16 protein-coding genes and 1 pseudogene are annotated in these 14,972 nt (G+C 64.8%); 5 read left to right on the top strand and 12 right to left on the bottom strand.

The features are described from left to right. Nucleotides 1–52 precede the first annotated feature (52 nt). From ffh to rpsP, 3 genes are read left to right on the top strand one after another with little or no spacing between them, the layout of a single operon-like run. Entirely contained in the window at nucleotides 53–1,624 is a 1,572-nt protein-coding gene (gene ffh, locus AC0YKC_RS20440) for a signal recognition particle protein (RefSeq protein WP_488512327.1), read from the top strand. Between the two features lie 7 nt (nucleotides 1,625–1,631). After that, nucleotides 1,632–1,958: a chorismate mutase gene (locus tag AC0YKC_RS20435; protein ID WP_320298150.1), complete on the top strand. Its 327-nt coding sequence runs from the start codon at nucleotides 1,632–1,634 to the stop codon at nucleotides 1,956–1,958. Between the two features lie 53 nt (nucleotides 1,959–2,011). Next, nucleotides 2,012–2,407 carry a 30S ribosomal protein S16 gene (rpsP, locus tag AC0YKC_RS20430; RefSeq protein ID WP_320298151.1) on the top strand — a complete coding sequence of 132 codons (396 nt, stop codon included), beginning with the start codon at nucleotides 2,012–2,014 and terminating at the stop codon, nucleotides 2,405–2,407. A 169-nt stretch (nucleotides 2,408–2,576) separates the two neighbouring features. On the opposite strand, the gene AC0YKC_RS20425 is transcribed toward rpsP, so the two are convergent. From AC0YKC_RS20425 to AC0YKC_RS20410, 4 genes are all read right to left on the bottom strand, one after another. Continuing rightward, nucleotides 2,577–2,840 (bottom strand): YMGG-like glycine zipper-containing protein, encoded by a 264-nt coding sequence (locus AC0YKC_RS20425; protein ID WP_320298152.1) that lies wholly within the window; start codon nucleotides 2,838–2,840, stop codon nucleotides 2,577–2,579. 147 nt (nucleotides 2,841–2,987) lie between these two features. Then, nucleotides 2,988–3,515, bottom strand: coding sequence for an SRPBCC family protein (locus AC0YKC_RS20420; RefSeq protein ID WP_488512326.1), 528 nt, complete (start codon nucleotides 3,513–3,515; stop codon nucleotides 2,988–2,990). Nucleotides 3,516–3,528: 13 nt separating this feature from the next. After that, nucleotides 3,529–3,939 (bottom strand): DoxX family protein, encoded by a 411-nt coding sequence (locus AC0YKC_RS20415; RefSeq protein WP_320298154.1) that lies wholly within the window; start codon nucleotides 3,937–3,939, stop codon nucleotides 3,529–3,531. 283 nt (nucleotides 3,940–4,222) lie between these two features. Beyond that, nucleotides 4,223–5,128: a bestrophin family protein gene (locus AC0YKC_RS20410; protein WP_488512325.1), complete on the bottom strand. Its 906-nt coding sequence runs from the start codon at nucleotides 5,126–5,128 to the stop codon at nucleotides 4,223–4,225. 222 nt (nucleotides 5,129–5,350) lie between these two features. Here AC0YKC_RS20410 and AC0YKC_RS20405 point away from each other — a divergent pair. Then, nucleotides 5,351–5,749, top strand: a pseudogene (locus AC0YKC_RS20405) (ACT domain-containing protein); the annotation flags it as partial. Nucleotides 5,750–6,257: 508 nt separating this feature from the next. On the opposite strand, the gene AC0YKC_RS20400 reads toward AC0YKC_RS20405, so the two are convergent. From AC0YKC_RS20400 to AC0YKC_RS20390, 3 genes are all read right to left on the bottom strand, one after another. Further along, complete coding sequence (locus AC0YKC_RS20400) at nucleotides 6,258–6,716, bottom strand: GNAT family N-acetyltransferase (protein WP_488512324.1); 459 nt, start codon at nucleotides 6,714–6,716, stop codon at nucleotides 6,258–6,260. Between the two features lie 345 nt (nucleotides 6,717–7,061). Next, nucleotides 7,062–8,096 carry an aspartate-semialdehyde dehydrogenase gene (locus AC0YKC_RS20395; RefSeq protein ID WP_488512323.1) on the bottom strand — a complete coding sequence of 345 codons (1,035 nt, stop codon included), beginning with the start codon at nucleotides 8,094–8,096 and terminating at the stop codon, nucleotides 7,062–7,064. Nucleotides 8,097–8,207: 111 nt separating this feature from the next. Then, complete coding sequence (locus AC0YKC_RS20390; protein ID WP_488512321.1) at nucleotides 8,208–8,411, bottom strand: hypothetical protein; 204 nt, start codon at nucleotides 8,409–8,411, stop codon at nucleotides 8,208–8,210. A gap of 288 nt (nucleotides 8,412–8,699) precedes the next feature. Here AC0YKC_RS20390 and AC0YKC_RS20385 point away from each other — a divergent pair, with 288 nt between their 5' ends. Beyond that, complete coding sequence (locus AC0YKC_RS20385) at nucleotides 8,700–10,571, top strand: DEAD/DEAH box helicase (protein WP_488512320.1); 1,872 nt, start codon at nucleotides 8,700–8,702, stop codon at nucleotides 10,569–10,571. A 254-nt stretch (nucleotides 10,572–10,825) separates the two neighbouring features. Here AC0YKC_RS20385 and leuB read toward each other — a convergent pair whose 3' ends face one another. The 5 genes from leuB to leuD all read right to left on the bottom strand — a co-directional run bounded on the left by leuB (nucleotide 10,826) and on the right by leuD (nucleotide 14,932). Then, entirely contained in the window at nucleotides 10,826–11,929 is a 1,104-nt protein-coding gene (leuB, locus tag AC0YKC_RS20380; RefSeq protein ID WP_488512319.1) for a 3-isopropylmalate dehydrogenase, read from the bottom strand. 281 nt (nucleotides 11,930–12,210) lie between these two features. Further along, entirely contained in the window at nucleotides 12,211–12,561 is a 351-nt protein-coding gene (locus AC0YKC_RS20375; protein WP_488512318.1) for a VOC family protein, read from the bottom strand. 12 nt (nucleotides 12,562–12,573) lie between these two features. Further along, entirely contained in the window at nucleotides 12,574–12,957 is a 384-nt protein-coding gene (locus AC0YKC_RS20370; RefSeq protein WP_224532802.1) for a RidA family protein, read from the bottom strand. 215 nt (nucleotides 12,958–13,172) lie between these two features. Continuing rightward, nucleotides 13,173–14,108: an Ivy family c-type lysozyme inhibitor gene (locus tag AC0YKC_RS20365; RefSeq protein WP_434724561.1), complete on the bottom strand. Its 936-nt coding sequence runs from the start codon at nucleotides 14,106–14,108 to the stop codon at nucleotides 13,173–13,175. 218 nt (nucleotides 14,109–14,326) lie between these two features. Continuing rightward, entirely contained in the window at nucleotides 14,327–14,932 is a 606-nt protein-coding gene (leuD, locus tag AC0YKC_RS20360) for a 3-isopropylmalate dehydratase small subunit (protein ID WP_434724562.1), read from the bottom strand. Nucleotides 14,933–14,972: the final 40 nt, after the last annotated feature.

Below are 14,972 nucleotides of genomic sequence, written 5' to 3'. Positions count from 1 at the left end.
GCGAACGCACTACCTCTCGGGCATCCGCAGGTGCCAGGGAAAAGGAAGAAGAATGTTTGAATCACTCCAGGAACGCCTTGGTTCGATCCTGAACGGCCTGACCGGCCGCGGCGCGTTGTCCGAGGCGGATGTCTCGGCGGCGCTGCGCGAGGTGCGCCGTGCGTTGCTCGAGGCCGACGTCGCGCTCGAAGTGGTTCGCTCCTTCACCGACAAGGTCCGCGAGAAAGCGGTCGGCGCCGCGGTGCTGAAGTCGATCAAGCCCGGGCAGATGGTCGTCAAGATCGTCCATGACGAGCTGGTCGACATGCTTGGCGCCGAAGGCGTCGCCATCGACCTCAACGCGCCGGCGCCCGTCGTCGTCATGATGGTCGGCCTGCAGGGCTCCGGCAAGACGACCACCTCGGCCAAGATCGCCAAGCGGCTGACCGAGCGTCAAAACAAGAAGGTCCTGATGGCCTCGCTCGACACGCGGCGTCCCGCCGCGCAGGAGCAGCTGCGCCAGCTCGGCGAGCAGACCAAGGTCGCGACGTTGCCGATCATCGCCGGCCAGAGCCCGGTCGACATCGCCAAACGCGCCGTGCAGGCGGCAAAACTCGGCGGCCACGACGTCGTCATCCTCGATACTGCAGGCCGCACCCATATCGACGAGCCGCTGATGGTCGAGATGGCCGACATAAAGAAGGTGTCGAGCCCGCACGAGATCCTGCTGGTCGCCGACTCGCTGACCGGCCAGGACGCCGTCAATCTGGCGAAAAGCTTCGACGAACGCGTTGGCATCACCGGCCTTGTGCTCACCCGCATGGACGGCGACGGCCGTGGCGGCGCCGCACTTTCGATGCGCGCCGTCACCGGCAAGCCGATCAAGCTCATCGGCACCGGCGAAAAGATGGACGGGCTGGAGGAATTCCACCCCAAGCGCATCGCCGACCGCATCCTCGGCATGGGCGACATCGTCTCGCTCGTCGAGAAGGCCGCCGAGACCATCGACGCCGAGCAGGCGGCGGCGATGGCCAGGAAGATGCAGTCGGGCAAGTTCGACCTGAACGACCTCGCCCAGCAGCTTCAGCAGATGTCGAAGATGGGTGGCATGGGCGGCATCATGGGCATGATGCCCGGCATGGGCAAGATGAAGGACCAGCTGGCCGCCGCCGGCCTCGACGACAAGATGTTCGGCCGCCAGCTCGCCATCATCTCCTCGATGACCAAGGCCGAGCGCGCCAACCCCGATCTTCTGAAGCACTCGCGCAAGAAGCGCATCGCCGCCGGCTCCGGCACCGACGCGGCCGAAATCAACAAGCTCTTGAAGATGCATCGCGGCATGGCCGACATGATGAAGGCGATGGGCGGCAAGGGCAAAGGCGGCGGCCTCATGCGCGGCATGATGGGCGGCCTCGCCTCGAAAATGGGCCTTGGCGGCATGATGCCCGGCGGCGGCATGCCCGATCTTTCCAAGATGGATCCCAAGCAGCTCGAGGCCTTGCAGAAGCAGGCGCAGGCCGCCGGTCTCGGCAAGGGCTTGCCCGGCGGGCTTCCTGGTGGCGGCGGACTGCCGGGCCTGCCCGGCGGCATGAAGCTTCCGGGTCTCGGCGGCGGTGGACTGCCCGGCCTTGGGAAAAAGAAATGAGGGGGCGATGAACGAGGAGAAAGACATGGCCGACGCACGCGCCATCCTGGCTGGCTACCGCGCTTCGATCGACAACATCGACGCCGCCCTCATCCATATGCTCGCCGAGCGCTTCCGCTGCACCAAGGCGGTCGGCGTCCTGAAGGCAGAGCATGGCCTGCCGCCGGCCGACCCGGCGCGCGAGCAGCAGCAGATCGCCCGTCTTCGCCAGCTGGCGCATGACGCGCATCTCGACCCCGATTTCGCGGAGAAATTCCTCAACTTCGTCGTCCGCGAAGTGATCCGGCACCACGAACAGATCGCCGCTGCGAACGGCGTGACGAAAACAGGCTGAGACATTCAGTTGAAATCCAATCAAACCAAATCAGAGCTTTTAGGAGAAAAGAAATGGCACTGAAGATCAGACTGGCCCGTGCGGGCTCGAAGAAGCGTCCCTACTACCACGTCGTCGTCGCCGACGCCCGTTCGCCGCGCGACGGCCGTTTCATCGAGTCGCTGGGCTCGTGGAACCCGCTGCTGCCGAAGGACGGCGAACGCGTCAAGGTCGACGCCGAGCGCGTCAAGCATTGGCTGTCGCATGGCGCCCAGCCGACGGACCGCGTGCTGCGCTTCCTCGACGAGGCCGGTCTCGCCAAGCGCGAAGCCCGCTCGAACCCGAACAAGGCCCTGCCCGGCAAGAAGGCGCAGGAACGCGCCGCCCTGCTGAAGAAGGCCCAGGAAGATGCAGCCGCTGCCGCGGCGACCGCCGCGCCGGCCGAGGCTGAGGCCGCGACCGCCGAGTAATCACGGCCTTTCGCTTACAAAACAGCGGACCTAAAAGCATGTCTCCCGAAAGTGGGCCCGGTTTCGGGACAAAGACATGCTTAGAATCAAAACTTAAAGCAGGTCGCGTGAATCCCTTTTCACGCGACCTTCTTTAACCCCGCCGTTTTCGTTTGGTCCGCCTGATGTCTCAATAGCCGGACGGGCAGCGCGCCACATAGACGCGCCCGTAGCGGTCGCGATAGCGGCACTGGCCGCTTTCGCTGGCATGACCGATCAGCGCACCGGCGACTGCGCCGACCGCGCCGCCGACCACCGCACCCTGCACCGGATCATTTGCCACCGCGGCACCGACCGCCGCGCCGCCCAGACCACCGATCGCAGCGCCCTTTTCCGTTTGCGAACAGGCGCCCAAGGCCATGGTCAGCACCAGAATGGTAATTGCTTTCTTCATTGCTGTTCCTCTCTCAAGCGCCGTCCTCGCCGCCATGGCCTAAACTCACGAACAGCTGAATTGATCCCGGCGAGGATGAAAATTGGCCGGCTACGTGCCGGCCGGATTTATGGTTCTGGACGCCAACCCATTGAAACCTAGCGGTTTTCACCGCTCGGCGAGACGCCTCAAATTGCTGAGTCCGGCCTCGAAATCCTTGCCGATCAGCGTGTCGAAATTCATGAACAGGCCCATCAGCTTGGCGACAAAGGGCCTCGCGCCGCGCATCGCCCAGATGACGGTCGTGCCCTCGCCGGACGGCGAAAGCGAGAAGTCGACGGTGTTGTTGGCCCTGAACGGCTTCTCGAAGTCGAGCTTCAGCGCGACCAGCAACGACGGCACCGAATTTGTGATCTCCATGCGGCCCTTGCCGGCCTTGGAATTGCCTTCCCAGGCATAGGCCGCGCCCTTGCCGCTTTCAGCGCCGGACAAAGTGCGCTTCATGCCGGGGTCGAGTTTTTCGAAGGGCGACCATTCCGACCAGCGCCGGAAATCGTCGATCAGCGGGAAGATCGTCTCGGCCGGCGCCTTGATGCTGATCGAGCGCGTAACGACGAAATCGTTCGGCCGGGTCGCGGCGTAGATCAGCATGGCGGCGATGATGACGACGAGGAGGATGAGGATGATGGCAAACATGTCTTGTCCTCCCTTACCGCGAGAACGGGATCAGCGCGCGCACCCTTGCGTCGCGCAGATAAAGCCCGCCCCACAGGATAATGCCGAGATAGACGCCGAACAGCGTGTGCGAGAACAGCGGGTTGCCGATCCGCACATGGGTCGAAATCGCGCCGCCCATATAGGCGGTGAGCAGGATGGCGCCGAGCACCGAGCTGCGCGGCAGCGCATAGAGTGCCGTCGAGATCAGCCCGATGACGCCGAGCAGCCGCGCGACATTGGCGTCGGCCGGCCAGCCTAGCTCCGTCATCGTCTGGGTGACGATATCCAGCGGCGGTAGCTTGATGACGCCGTCGAAGATCATGAACAGGACGACGACGGCGCTGAGCGCGCGCCCGGCCCACAAAGCGCCTCTTGAAGCAGGCGCGGCTTCGGAAATGCTCATGGATGTTCCCTCCAAGGTTTCGAATGCCGGCCATTTGCCGGTTTCGATCCAAGGACGGGCGAACATGCCGCGATCCTACACGCCTTCGTCATACTCGGGCTTGACCCGAGTATCCATGCCGTGAGGTCGAACGAAGAATGCAGCGTTCTAGAATGAAGCTCAGCCAGACGATCCTAATTTCTGGTCCGACTGCGCCCGGGACCAACATCACGGCATGGATTCTAGGGTCTGCGCGCGTCGCTTCGCTCCTTGCTCCGCCCTGGGATGACGAAGTTGCCTGTGGTCACGAAAAATAGAACTTGTCGGCCGCGATCATCTTCGGCGGCGTCTCGTCCAGCGCCTCGAACACGGAGATCTCGCAGACGCGGCAGAGGCCGTCGAGCGCCAAGTCGTTGGCCTCGATGCCGAACGGATCCTCGAGCTCTTCCGACAGCGCATCGAGGCCGAAGAACGTGTAGGCGATCAGCGCCGTGAACAGCGGCGTCGCCCAGCCCGTGGTCGAGATCAGCCCGATCGGCAGGAGCAGGCAGACGACATAGGCCGTGCGATGCACCAGGAGCGTATAGGCGAACGGCAGAGGCGTGCCGGCGATCCGCTCGCAGCCGGCCTGGATGGCGGCGATCGCGGCCAGCCTTTCATCGAGGATGCGGAAGCCGATCGGGTCGAGCGCGCCCGCCTCGCGCCGCGCATTGGCGCGCCGGCCCATGCGGCGGACCATGTCGTCGGCCGGGTTGGTGCGGGCGGCTGCCTTGTCCACCTCGTCGCCGATGAAGGCGCGGGCGTCCTCTCTGCTGTCGATTTTGCGCAATTGCCCGCGCAGCAGGTGGCAGAAGGCAAGCGCGTCCATCAGCAGCGCCCGCTGCTCCGTCCGGTCGCCGATCAGGCTGGTGGTGGCGCGCGCCAGGTTGCGGATCTCGAAAACCAGCGCGCCCCAGAGCTTGCGCGCCTCCCACCAGCGGTCGTAGGCGGCGTTGTTGCGGAACGACAGGTAGATCGACAGCGTCACGCCAACGAGCCCGAAAGGCGTGATGTTGAAGGCGCTGAGGTCGAGATGGAATTGCCGCGCCAGAAGCAGGACGACCGCCGAATAGATGGCGAAGCCGAAAATCTGCGGCAGGATGCGCTGCACCACCGAGCCGCGCATGATGAAGAACAGCTGTAGGAATGTCGGGCGCGGGCGGACGATCATGTGGGAGACCTTTGCGAACCGTTATGTCTCTACGGCAATAACGAGCCTGCGGCTCAACCGCCAGCGACATCGCGGCGTCGTCCACGCGGCTGCAGGCCGGGCTGTTGACGTTTCAGTCGAGACTGCGGAGAACGTCGCCCGGAGCAATTCCAGGAAGAGTGCGTGTCCGGAATTGCGTCAGGACAAGAAAACAGCGCCACGCGCATCCCGGGGAAGGACAACATGAGCGGCGAGACAGACCTGCAAAAGCTGCTGGCATCGATGACGCCGCGGCTCTACCCGGAAGCCTATGTCTTCGCGACCTTGCCGCCCGGCGCACCCTTGCCGGAAGGCCTGGAGCCGGTCATGCGCTTCATCGAGCGCGAGGGCGCGACGCTGATCCTGGCCGAGAGCCAGGCGAAAGCGGCCGGCCTCGCCGGCACGTTCCGCTGCCGGATGATCACGCTCGACATCCATTCCTCGCTGGAAGCCGTCGGCTTCCTCGCCGCCATCACGACGCGGCTGGCGGCGGCCGGCATTGGCGTCAATCCGGTCTCGGCCTTCTATCACGACCATCTGTTCGTGCCGGCCGAGCGGGCGGAGGAGGCGCTGGCGATATTGCTAGAATTGGCCGGGCAATCATTCGCGACCAAAGATTTGACGAACGAAGAAATTGCGGTCATCGCGAAGGGCCGCATGTCACCAGAACACGATCATCTCGATGCCCTGCTGATTCCCAAGCAGCCCGACACTCCCGAAGATTGAACTAGTTCCTTAACACAGAAGTTTTGACCGGTTGGCTATGTGTGCGTTGGCAAATCCCATGCCTTGGCGATTGGCCGAGACGCCTATCGCGATCGTCATCCACGGGCGGAGCAAGGAGCGAAGCGACGCGCGCAGACCCGAGGATCCATGCCGTGACTTGGAAGCCCCGCGGCGGTCCAGAATTCTGCACCGTTGCACACTTCAGTCCAGGTAACGGCATGGATTCCAGGGTCTGCGCGCGTCGCTTCGCTCCTTGCTCCGCCCTGGAATGACGAGATTCAGAGCCCTTCAGCTCACCACCAGCGTTTGCGCTGACTATCCCAGCGGACGTTGATAGCCTTGCCCAACAAGTCTGCAATCTTTCAAAATCACTGTTTAGAGGAACTCAGCGCCTGAGCACATAAAGGATATCCGGCAGGCCTTCCTCGTTGGCGGAGCCGTCGCCGAAGGCTTCGGCGCGAAAACCGTGGCGTTCGTAGAAGCGCCGCGCGCCGGTATTGGCCTGGAAGCAATGGAGCTTGACTACAGGCGTGCCGGCGGTGGCTTGGGCAAGCAGCCGGCTGCCGATGCCTTGCCCTGTCCAGGCCGGATCGAGATAGAGCTGCTCGACCCACTCGCCGCTGACGGCGATGAAACCGACGATCCGGCCGCTGGTTTCGGCAACCGCCACCTGCTGACTGGGCATCAGGATGTCGCGGATGAAGGACAGGTCCTCCTCCGGCGTGTGCAGCACCGGCATCCAGTCGAAGGCGTTGAGCGACGCGCGCATCATCGTCGCGATGGCGGCGGCGTCGGATGCCGCGGCTGGGCGCAGGACGACATCAGCAGGCTGAACGCCAATCATGAAATACACTCTACCTGAAACGGCACTGCTCCAGGGGAATGCCAGCGTCTCACTCCGCTGGAGCACCCCTCATCCGTCTCGGCGCTATCGCGCCGATCCACCTTCTCCCACAAGGGGAGAAGGAAGAAGCTCCCCCGGCCGAAGGCCGAGCCCGCGACCGCGGGCCGCCGGTCGTCCGGCGCCCCCGCGCAGGGCCCGCCGCGGCAGCGGCGATACGGCCCGTGAGCGAAAACAAAACGGCCCGAAGGCCGAGCCTGCGACTGCAGGCCGCCGGTCGTCCGGCGCCCCCGCGGAGGGCCCGCCGCGGCAGCGGCGATACGGCCCGTGAGCGAAAGCAAACTGCCGTCAGGCCGCCTTCTTCTTCGGCTGGATCAGGCCGCGTTCGACCAGGAGCTCGGCGATCTGCACGGCGTTCAGCGCCGCGCCCTTGCGCAGATTGTCGGAAACGACCCACATCGACAGGCCGTTGTCGACGGTCGAATCCTCGCGGATGCGCGAGATGAACGTGGCGTCCTCGCCGGCCGATTCCAGCGGCGTGATGTAGCCGCCGTTCTCGCGCTTATCGAGCACCTGGCAGCCGGGCGCCTCGCGCAGGATCTCGCGCGCCTCGTCCGCCGTGATCGGCTTTTCGAACTCGATGTTGACCGCTTCCGAATGGCCGATGAACACTGGCACCCGCACGCAGGTCGCCGTCAGCTTGATCTTGGGGTCGAGCATCTTCTTGGTCTCGGCGACCATCTTCCACTCTTCCTTGGTGAAGCCGTCGTCGAGGAAGACGTCGATATGCGGGATGACGTTGAAGGCGATGCGCTTGGTAAACTTCTTGACGTCGACCTGGTCGGCGACGAAGACCGCGCGGGTCTGCGTGAAGAGCTCGTCCATGCCTTCCTTGCCGGCGCCCGACACCGATTGGTAGGTGGCGACGACGACGCGCTTGATGGTGGCGGCGTCATGCAGTGGCTTCAGCGCCACGACCAGCTGCGCGGTCGAGCAGTTCGGATTGGCGATGATGTTCTTGCGGGTAAACAGCGAGATCGCGTCCGGGTTCACTTCCGGCACGATCAGCGGCACGTCCTGGTCGTAGCGGAAGGCCGACGAATTATCGATGACGACGCAGCCCTGCTTGCCGATCTTCGGCGACCATTCCTTCGACACATTGCCGCCCGCCGACATGATGCAGATGTCGGTGTCGGAAAAATCGTACTGGTCGAGCGCCTTGACCTTCAGCGTGCGGTCGCCGAAGGACACTTCCGTGCCCTGGCTGCGCCGCGACGCCAGCGCCACCACTTCGCTCACCGGAAAGCCGCGCTCGTCTAGAATGTTGAGCATTTCGCGGCCCACATTGCCCGTGGCGCCGACTACCGCAACCTTGAAACTCATCTCATATCTCCTGTCCCTCTCCGCTTGGCTGTTGTTGGAGAAAACCCGCTGGCCTGGTGCGGGTTTCGTCCCCCGGGCCGGACCCGGGAGAGGGTGGTTAGGCCAAGGGAATCACACCGTTTTGGTGGTGGTTTTGCTGGTTTTCTTGGCCAAGAATGGGGTTTTGCTGGAACGGACGGACGCGCCGACGCGCCCGGCCCAATGGTTCGCATTGAGGCTGGGGGCATCGAATGCAAGAAGAGCCATCAAAAGGCCGCGCATCGAAAAACGATCCCGTTCGACGCGGGCTTTTACGCGGTTTGGGAAAAGAGTCAATCGGCGGGACCTTCCCTTCTCCCCCTGTGGGAGAAGGTGGATCGGCGCGTCAGCGCCGAGACGGATGAGGGGTGTTCCAGCGGAGTGAGACGCTGGCTTTCCCTGGAGCACCCCTCATCCGGCCGCTTCGCGGCCACCTTCTCCCACAAGGGGAGAAGGAAAGGCGGTGCCGCCTGCTCTGTACAATGACGGCCGCAAGAAGTACGAACGCCCAAATTTCGTTTGGCCGGCGCAGTGCCGGTCCGTGCTCGACCACGAGCGCAGAACTCCGAATTCCGAAAGAACAAGATGTCCAGTTTCGAAACCATCGTGCCTGCGCTCGCAGAGGCGCTGCGAAATCGCGGTTATGCCACGCTGACGCCGGTCCAGAAGGCGGTGCTGGAGCCTGAGCTCGGCGAGGCCGATGCGCTGGTGTCGGCGCAGACCGGCTCCGGCAAGACCGTCGCCTTCGGCCTTGCCGTGGCGCCGACCGTGCTTGGCGGCGCTGAGCGTTTCGCCGCTGCCGGCGCGCCGCTGGGACTGGTCGTGGCGCCGACGCGCGAGCTGGCGCTGCAGGTGCGGCGCGAGCTGGAATGGCTCTATGAGCTGACCGGCGCGCATATTGCTTCCTGCGTCGGCGGCATGGACATGCGCACCGAGCGGCGCGCGCTGGAGCGCGGCGCCCACATCGTCGTCGGCACGCCCGGCCGGCTGCGCGACCACATCACGCGCGGCGCGCTCGACATGTCGGCGCTGAAGACGGTGGTGCTGGACGAGGCCGACGAGATGCTCGACCTCGGTTTCCGCGAGGACCTCGAATTCATCCTCGATGCCGCGCCCGCCGAACGTCGTACGCTGATGTTTTCCGCCACCGTGCCGCGCTCCATCGCCACGCTGGCGCAGGGCTATCAGCGCGACGCCGTGCGCATTACGGCCGGCGGCGAGGAGAAGCAGCATCTCGACATCGAGTATCGGGCGCTTTCGGTCGCGCCTGCCGATCGCGAGAACGCCATCATCAACGTGCTGCGCTATTACGAGGCGGCGAATGCGATGGTGTTCTGCAACACGCGCGCCGCCGTCAACCATCTCACCGCGCGCTTCAACAACCGCAATTTTTCCGTCGTGGCGCTGTCCGGCGAGCTCAGCCAGAACGAGCGCAGCCACGCCTTGCAGGCGATGCGCGACGGCCGCGCCAGGGTCTGCATCGCCACGGATGTCGCAGCGCGCGGCATCGACCTGCCCAATCTCGAACTGGTCATCCACGCCGACCTGCCGAGCAACCCGGAGACGCTGCTGCACCGCAGCGGCCGCACCGGGCGCGCCGGGCGCAAGGGCGTCAGCGCGCTGATCGTGCCGGGCAATGCCCGTCGGCGCACCGAGCGGCTGCTCGCCAATGCAGGCCTGACCGCGACCTGGGCGAGCCCGCCATCGGCCGACGAGGTGCTGAGGCGGGATGACGAGCGCATCCTGGCCGATCCGTCCTTCAGCGAGGCGGTGAAGGACGAGGAGCGCGACTTTACCACGGCGCTTCTCGAACGGCATGGCGCCGAGCTGGTGGCGGCCGCCTTCGTGCGGCTTTGCCGGGGCAGCCGGTCGGCGCCCGAGGACCTGATCGATGTCGGCCCGTTCGCGCCGTCAAAGGAGAAGTTCGCGCGCCGGGAGGAAGCCCCCAGCCGCCGCGACGATTTCGGCGACAGCGTCTGGTTCTCGCTCTCGGTCGGCCGCCGGCAGAATGCCGAGCCGCGCTGGCTGATCCCGATGCTGTGCCGCACCGCCGGCATGTCCAAGCGCGAGATCGGCGCCATCAAGATGCAGCCGGAAGAAACCTTCGTGCAGATCGCCGCCGACTGGGCCGACCGGTTCGTCGCCGCGATCGGCCCCGACCGCAAGCTGCAGGGCAACATCGTGGTCAGGCGCATCGACGGCGCGCCGGACCTGTCGCGGGCCGGCTACCAGCCGCCGAAGCCGGACAAGAAGCCGCATCGCGGCAGGGGCGCTTTCGATCAGAATGCGAGCGGATTCGAGAAGCGGGCGCCAGGCGAGCGGCAGCCTGGCGGGGCGCCGGGCTCAAAATCCTGGGCGAAGAAGCCGGCAAAGGCGAAGTTCGACAAGCCAAAGTTCGATGGGCCGAAATTCGATGGGCCTGCAAAGCGCAAGAAGCAGAAGAAGCGGCCAGCGTAGGATTGCACGGGAGTTGGAAGCCGACCCGCGGCGAGCGCCGGGCAAATCGCCAACCTCGGAGATTGACCGAAGCGTCGCTCCCTTCGTCATCCACGGGCGGAGCACAGAGCGAAGCGACGCAGCGCAGACTATAGAATGACGAAGGCGTGGGATGCGCGATGGCCCCCGATGGGATGGTCGCCCCCCGCCAAATCGCAGACGCGGCAAGTGTGAGCACCTGGGTGCAGCCAGTGCCCGCCACCATCCGTGACAGATCAGCCAAGGAACTTGGCGATGATGGCGTCGCCCATTTCGGTGGTGCCGACCTCGGTCATGCCCGGGGAAGAAATATCCTTGGTGCGCAGGCCGTCGTCGAGCACGGCGGCGATCGCCGCTTCCAGCCGGTCGGCCTCGGCGACCATGCCGAAGGAATAGCGCAGGCACATGGCGAAGGACGCGATCATGGCGATCGGGTTGGCGATGCCCTTGCCGGCGATGTCGGGCGCCGAGCCGTGCACCGGCTCGTAGAGCGCCTTGCGCTTCTTGGACTTGGGATCCGGCGCGCCGAGCGAGGCCGACGGCAGCATGCCGATCGAGCCGGTCAGCATGGCGGCAATGTCGGAGAGCATGTCGCCGAACAGATTGTCGGTGACGATGACGTCGAACTGCTTCGGCCAGCGCACCAGCTGCATGCCACCGGCATCGGCCAGCATGTGGTCGAGCTTGACGTCAGAATAGCGCGCCTTGTGCGTCTGGCTGACCACCTCGTTCCACAGCACGCCCGACTTCATGACGTTGCGCTTTTCCATCGAGGTGACGTGGTTCTTGCGCGTGCGCGCCAGCTCGAAGGCGACGCCCGAAATGCGCTCGATCTCGAACGTGTCGTAGACCTGGGTGTCGATGCCGCGCTTCTGGCCGTTGCCGAGATCGATGATCTGCTTGGGCTCGCCGAAATAGACGCCGCCGGTGAGCTCGCGCACGATCAATATGTCGAGGCCTTCGACCACCTCCTGCTTGAGCGAGGAAGAGGCGGCCAGCGCCGGGTAGCAGATCGCCGGGCGCAGATTGGCGAACAGTTCCATGTCCTTGCGCAGCCTGAGCAGGCCGGCCTCGGGGCGCACCTCGTAAGGCACGGCATCCCATTTCGGTCCGCCGACGGCGCCGAACAGCACCGCATCCGCCGCCATCGCCTTTGCCATGTCGGCATCGGAGATCGCCGCGCCATGCGCGTCATAGGCGCAGCCGCCGACCAGCCCCTCGTCGGTGGCAAAGCCGCTGCCGAGCTTGTCGTTCATGGCCTTGATCAGCTTCTTCACCTCGGCCATGGCCTCTGGGCCGATGCCGTCGCCGGCGAGCAGGAAGAGATTTTTCGAAGCCATGGAGAACCGTCCCGGGAGAGAAATTGAACCGGCGCCTTGCTAAACGGCGAACGCCTGGCGCGCAAGGGGATGACGGGGCATTGCGACGCCCGTAAGACGTGGCTCTGGTTCCTCGCCCCCGCAAAGCGGGGGAGAGGTGGCCGCGAAGCGGACGGAGAGGGGCCTTCGTAGGGCGCTCCCCCTCTCCGTCTCGGCTTCGCCGAGCCACCTCGCCCCCACTTGGTGGGGGCGAGGAACCCAAGCTGGAACAGCGCCGCGCTTCCTCAAAGCGCAACAAGCCCTCACCGATGCGACAGAACATTCACCAGCCTGCCGAACGGGTCGCGCACATAGAAGCGCCGCACGCCCCAGGGCTCGTCGGCCGGACCGTATTCGACGGCGAAGCCGGCCTTCTTCATCTCAGCAAGCGTCGCGTCGACATCGTCGACCTCGATCGAAATATCCGTCACCGGCGTGCCCGAGCCGCCCTCGGCCATGAAGCTCACCTGGACCTGCATCCGTTCCTCGGAGCCATAGGTGGCGATCCAGCCTTGATCCATGAGGATGTCGAGGCCAAGCACGTCACGATAGAAGCGTTTCGCCGCCGCGATGTCTTTGGTGGCGATGTTGGCCACGATGCGCCGGACCGTCATCGCTCACGCCCCCTATGCCGTGCGCCGCAGCGCGGTGACCTCGATCTCGATCTTCATCTCCGGCTTGTTGAGCTGGCACACGATCATCGTCGCGGCAGGACGAATGTCGCCGAACGCTTCGCCCAGGATCGGGAAGACCACGTCAACATAGGCCTGGTCGGTGATGTAGTAGTGCGCCCGCACCACGTCGGCCATGTCGAAGCCGCCCTCGGCCAGCGCCTTGGCGATGGTGGCCAGGCAGTTGCGCGTCTGCGCCTCGACCGTGTCGGGCATGGTCATGGTGGCATAGTCGTAGCCGGTCGTGCCGGAGACGAAGCACCAGTCGCCCTGCACCACCGCGCGCGAATAGCCGGCGGTTTTCTCGAAGGGGGAGCCTGTGGAGATGAGCTTGCGCATGGGGAGCCTCGCTTTGGGTTTGTCGGCCTGCATCTAGCAAAAGAGGCGCGTCTGGTCGTGGGCCAAGCAACGCGGAGCATTGTCACGAAGGCAAGCACCAGCCTTGGAGATTAGCGGCGACCGTCCCTCCCTTCGTCATTCCAGGGTCTGCGCTCCGCTGCGCGTCGCTCCGCCCGTGGATGACGAACCCGCGATGGCAGCGTCAGAGCCGAACCTTAATGCCCCGACCCCTGCGCGTCGTCATAGGCCTTCTTGATGTCGGCCGGCCAGTCCTTCAGCGGCGGCCAGGCCTGCGGCTGGTCATTGTCGCCGCGGCGGGCGAAATAGACTTTCTGCTTGGCCGGGTCGATGGCCATGAAGCCGTCATTGCCGCCGCAATCATGCGGCACGCAGCCGGTGGCATAGAAGGCGCCCGACGCTGTCTTTTCGGTGCCGCCGCCGACCAGCAGGCTGGTTGCCATGTCGGGCATGTCGTTGCCGAGCAGCGCCTGGCCGGCCTTGTAGACAGCCTCGTTGTGGAAGGCGTCGATGATGTTGTCCAATTTCGACGGATCGACGTCCTTCCAGTCGGTGCCCGGTTCCGGCGTATAGGTCAGATTGCCGGAGGTCGTCAGCCCTTCCGTGGGCGACCACTGCAGCGCCGGCCTCGTCTCTCCCGGCAACAGATAGGGCACGAAATAGATGGCGCTGTCGGAGACAGCGGCCGGCGGCGCGCCGCATTCGTCCTGTTCGACCGTGGTGGTCTGGATCGCACCGTCCTTCGGCTTCCAGACGATGACCTTGGCCGGGCCGCATTGATTGCCGCCGTCGCCGACATCGACCAGCGCCACGTTGACGTCGCCGATCTTGACGATCTTGTCGAAGAAGACGTCGTAATTGCTGGCCAGCTGCTTGCCGTCATAGGCAAGCACCTTCTCGCCATCCTGATCCGGCTGCGTGATGGTGAGCTGGCCGCCTTCGAAGGGGATGGGCGCCTGCTTGTCCTCATCCGACGCGGCCTGGTCGGTCGCGCCTTGATCGGCCGCCGGCTGGTCGGCCGTGGCGGGCGCCGGCTGCGTGGCCGGCGTGGTGGTCTGCGCATTGGCGCAGACCGTGGCAAGAAGGATTATTGCCGCCGAAGCGCTGGCGGCGGCCAGAAGCGAGCGTGTCATGACTGTCCCTCCATTCAGCCGCCACGAACCCGGCCTGCGATGGCCGGGGCCTATCGATTTAAAGCCGTGCCGCCCAGAGACTGTTTCGAAATTCGCTCTGGCGAGTCATATGGTGGTGGTTTCGAGAACCGTAGCGCAGCGGACATTTGGTCCGTGAGCAACGGAAGCGCAGAAACCGCCATCAGATGGCCGCCGGAGTAGAATTTCCAAACGGTCTCTCAGGCCCAGGGGCGCTGCTCGGCATTCTTCTTCTCGAAGGACGCGATAGCGCCGGCCTTTTCCATGGTCAGGCCGATATCGTCGAGGCCGTTCAAGAGGCAATGGCGCTTGAAGTCGTCGAGGTCGAAATTGACCACGCCGCCATCCGGCCCACGGATTTCCTTGGCTTCGAGGTCGATCGACAGCGTCGCGTTGGAGCCGCGCGAGGCGTCGTCCATCAGCTTGTCGAGGTCTTCCGGGCTGACCGTGATCGGCAGGATGCCGTTCTTGAAGCAGTTGTTGTAGAAGATGTCGGCGAACGAGGTCGAGATCACGCAGCGGATGCCGAAATCGAGCAGCGCCCAGGGCGCATGCTCGCGGCTCGAGCCGCAGCCGAAATTGTCGCCGGCGACCAGGATCTGCGCCTTGCGGTAGGCCGGCTTGTTGAGCACGAAATCCGGGTTCTCCGAACCGTCCTCGTTGTAGCGCATCTCGGCGAACAGGCCGGTGCCGAGCCCGGTGCGCTTGATCGTCTTGAGATAATCCTTCGGGATGATCATGTCGGTGTCGACATTGACGATCGGCATGGGCGCGGCGACGCCGGTGAGCTTGGTGAATTTGTCCATGATCCTTGGCCGTCTTCTTCTGGCTGCGGGGAGTTTTGCG

Source organism: Mesorhizobium sp. CNPSo 4661, assembly GCF_057784215.1.
This window is presented reverse-complemented; position numbering and strand designations above follow the sequence as displayed.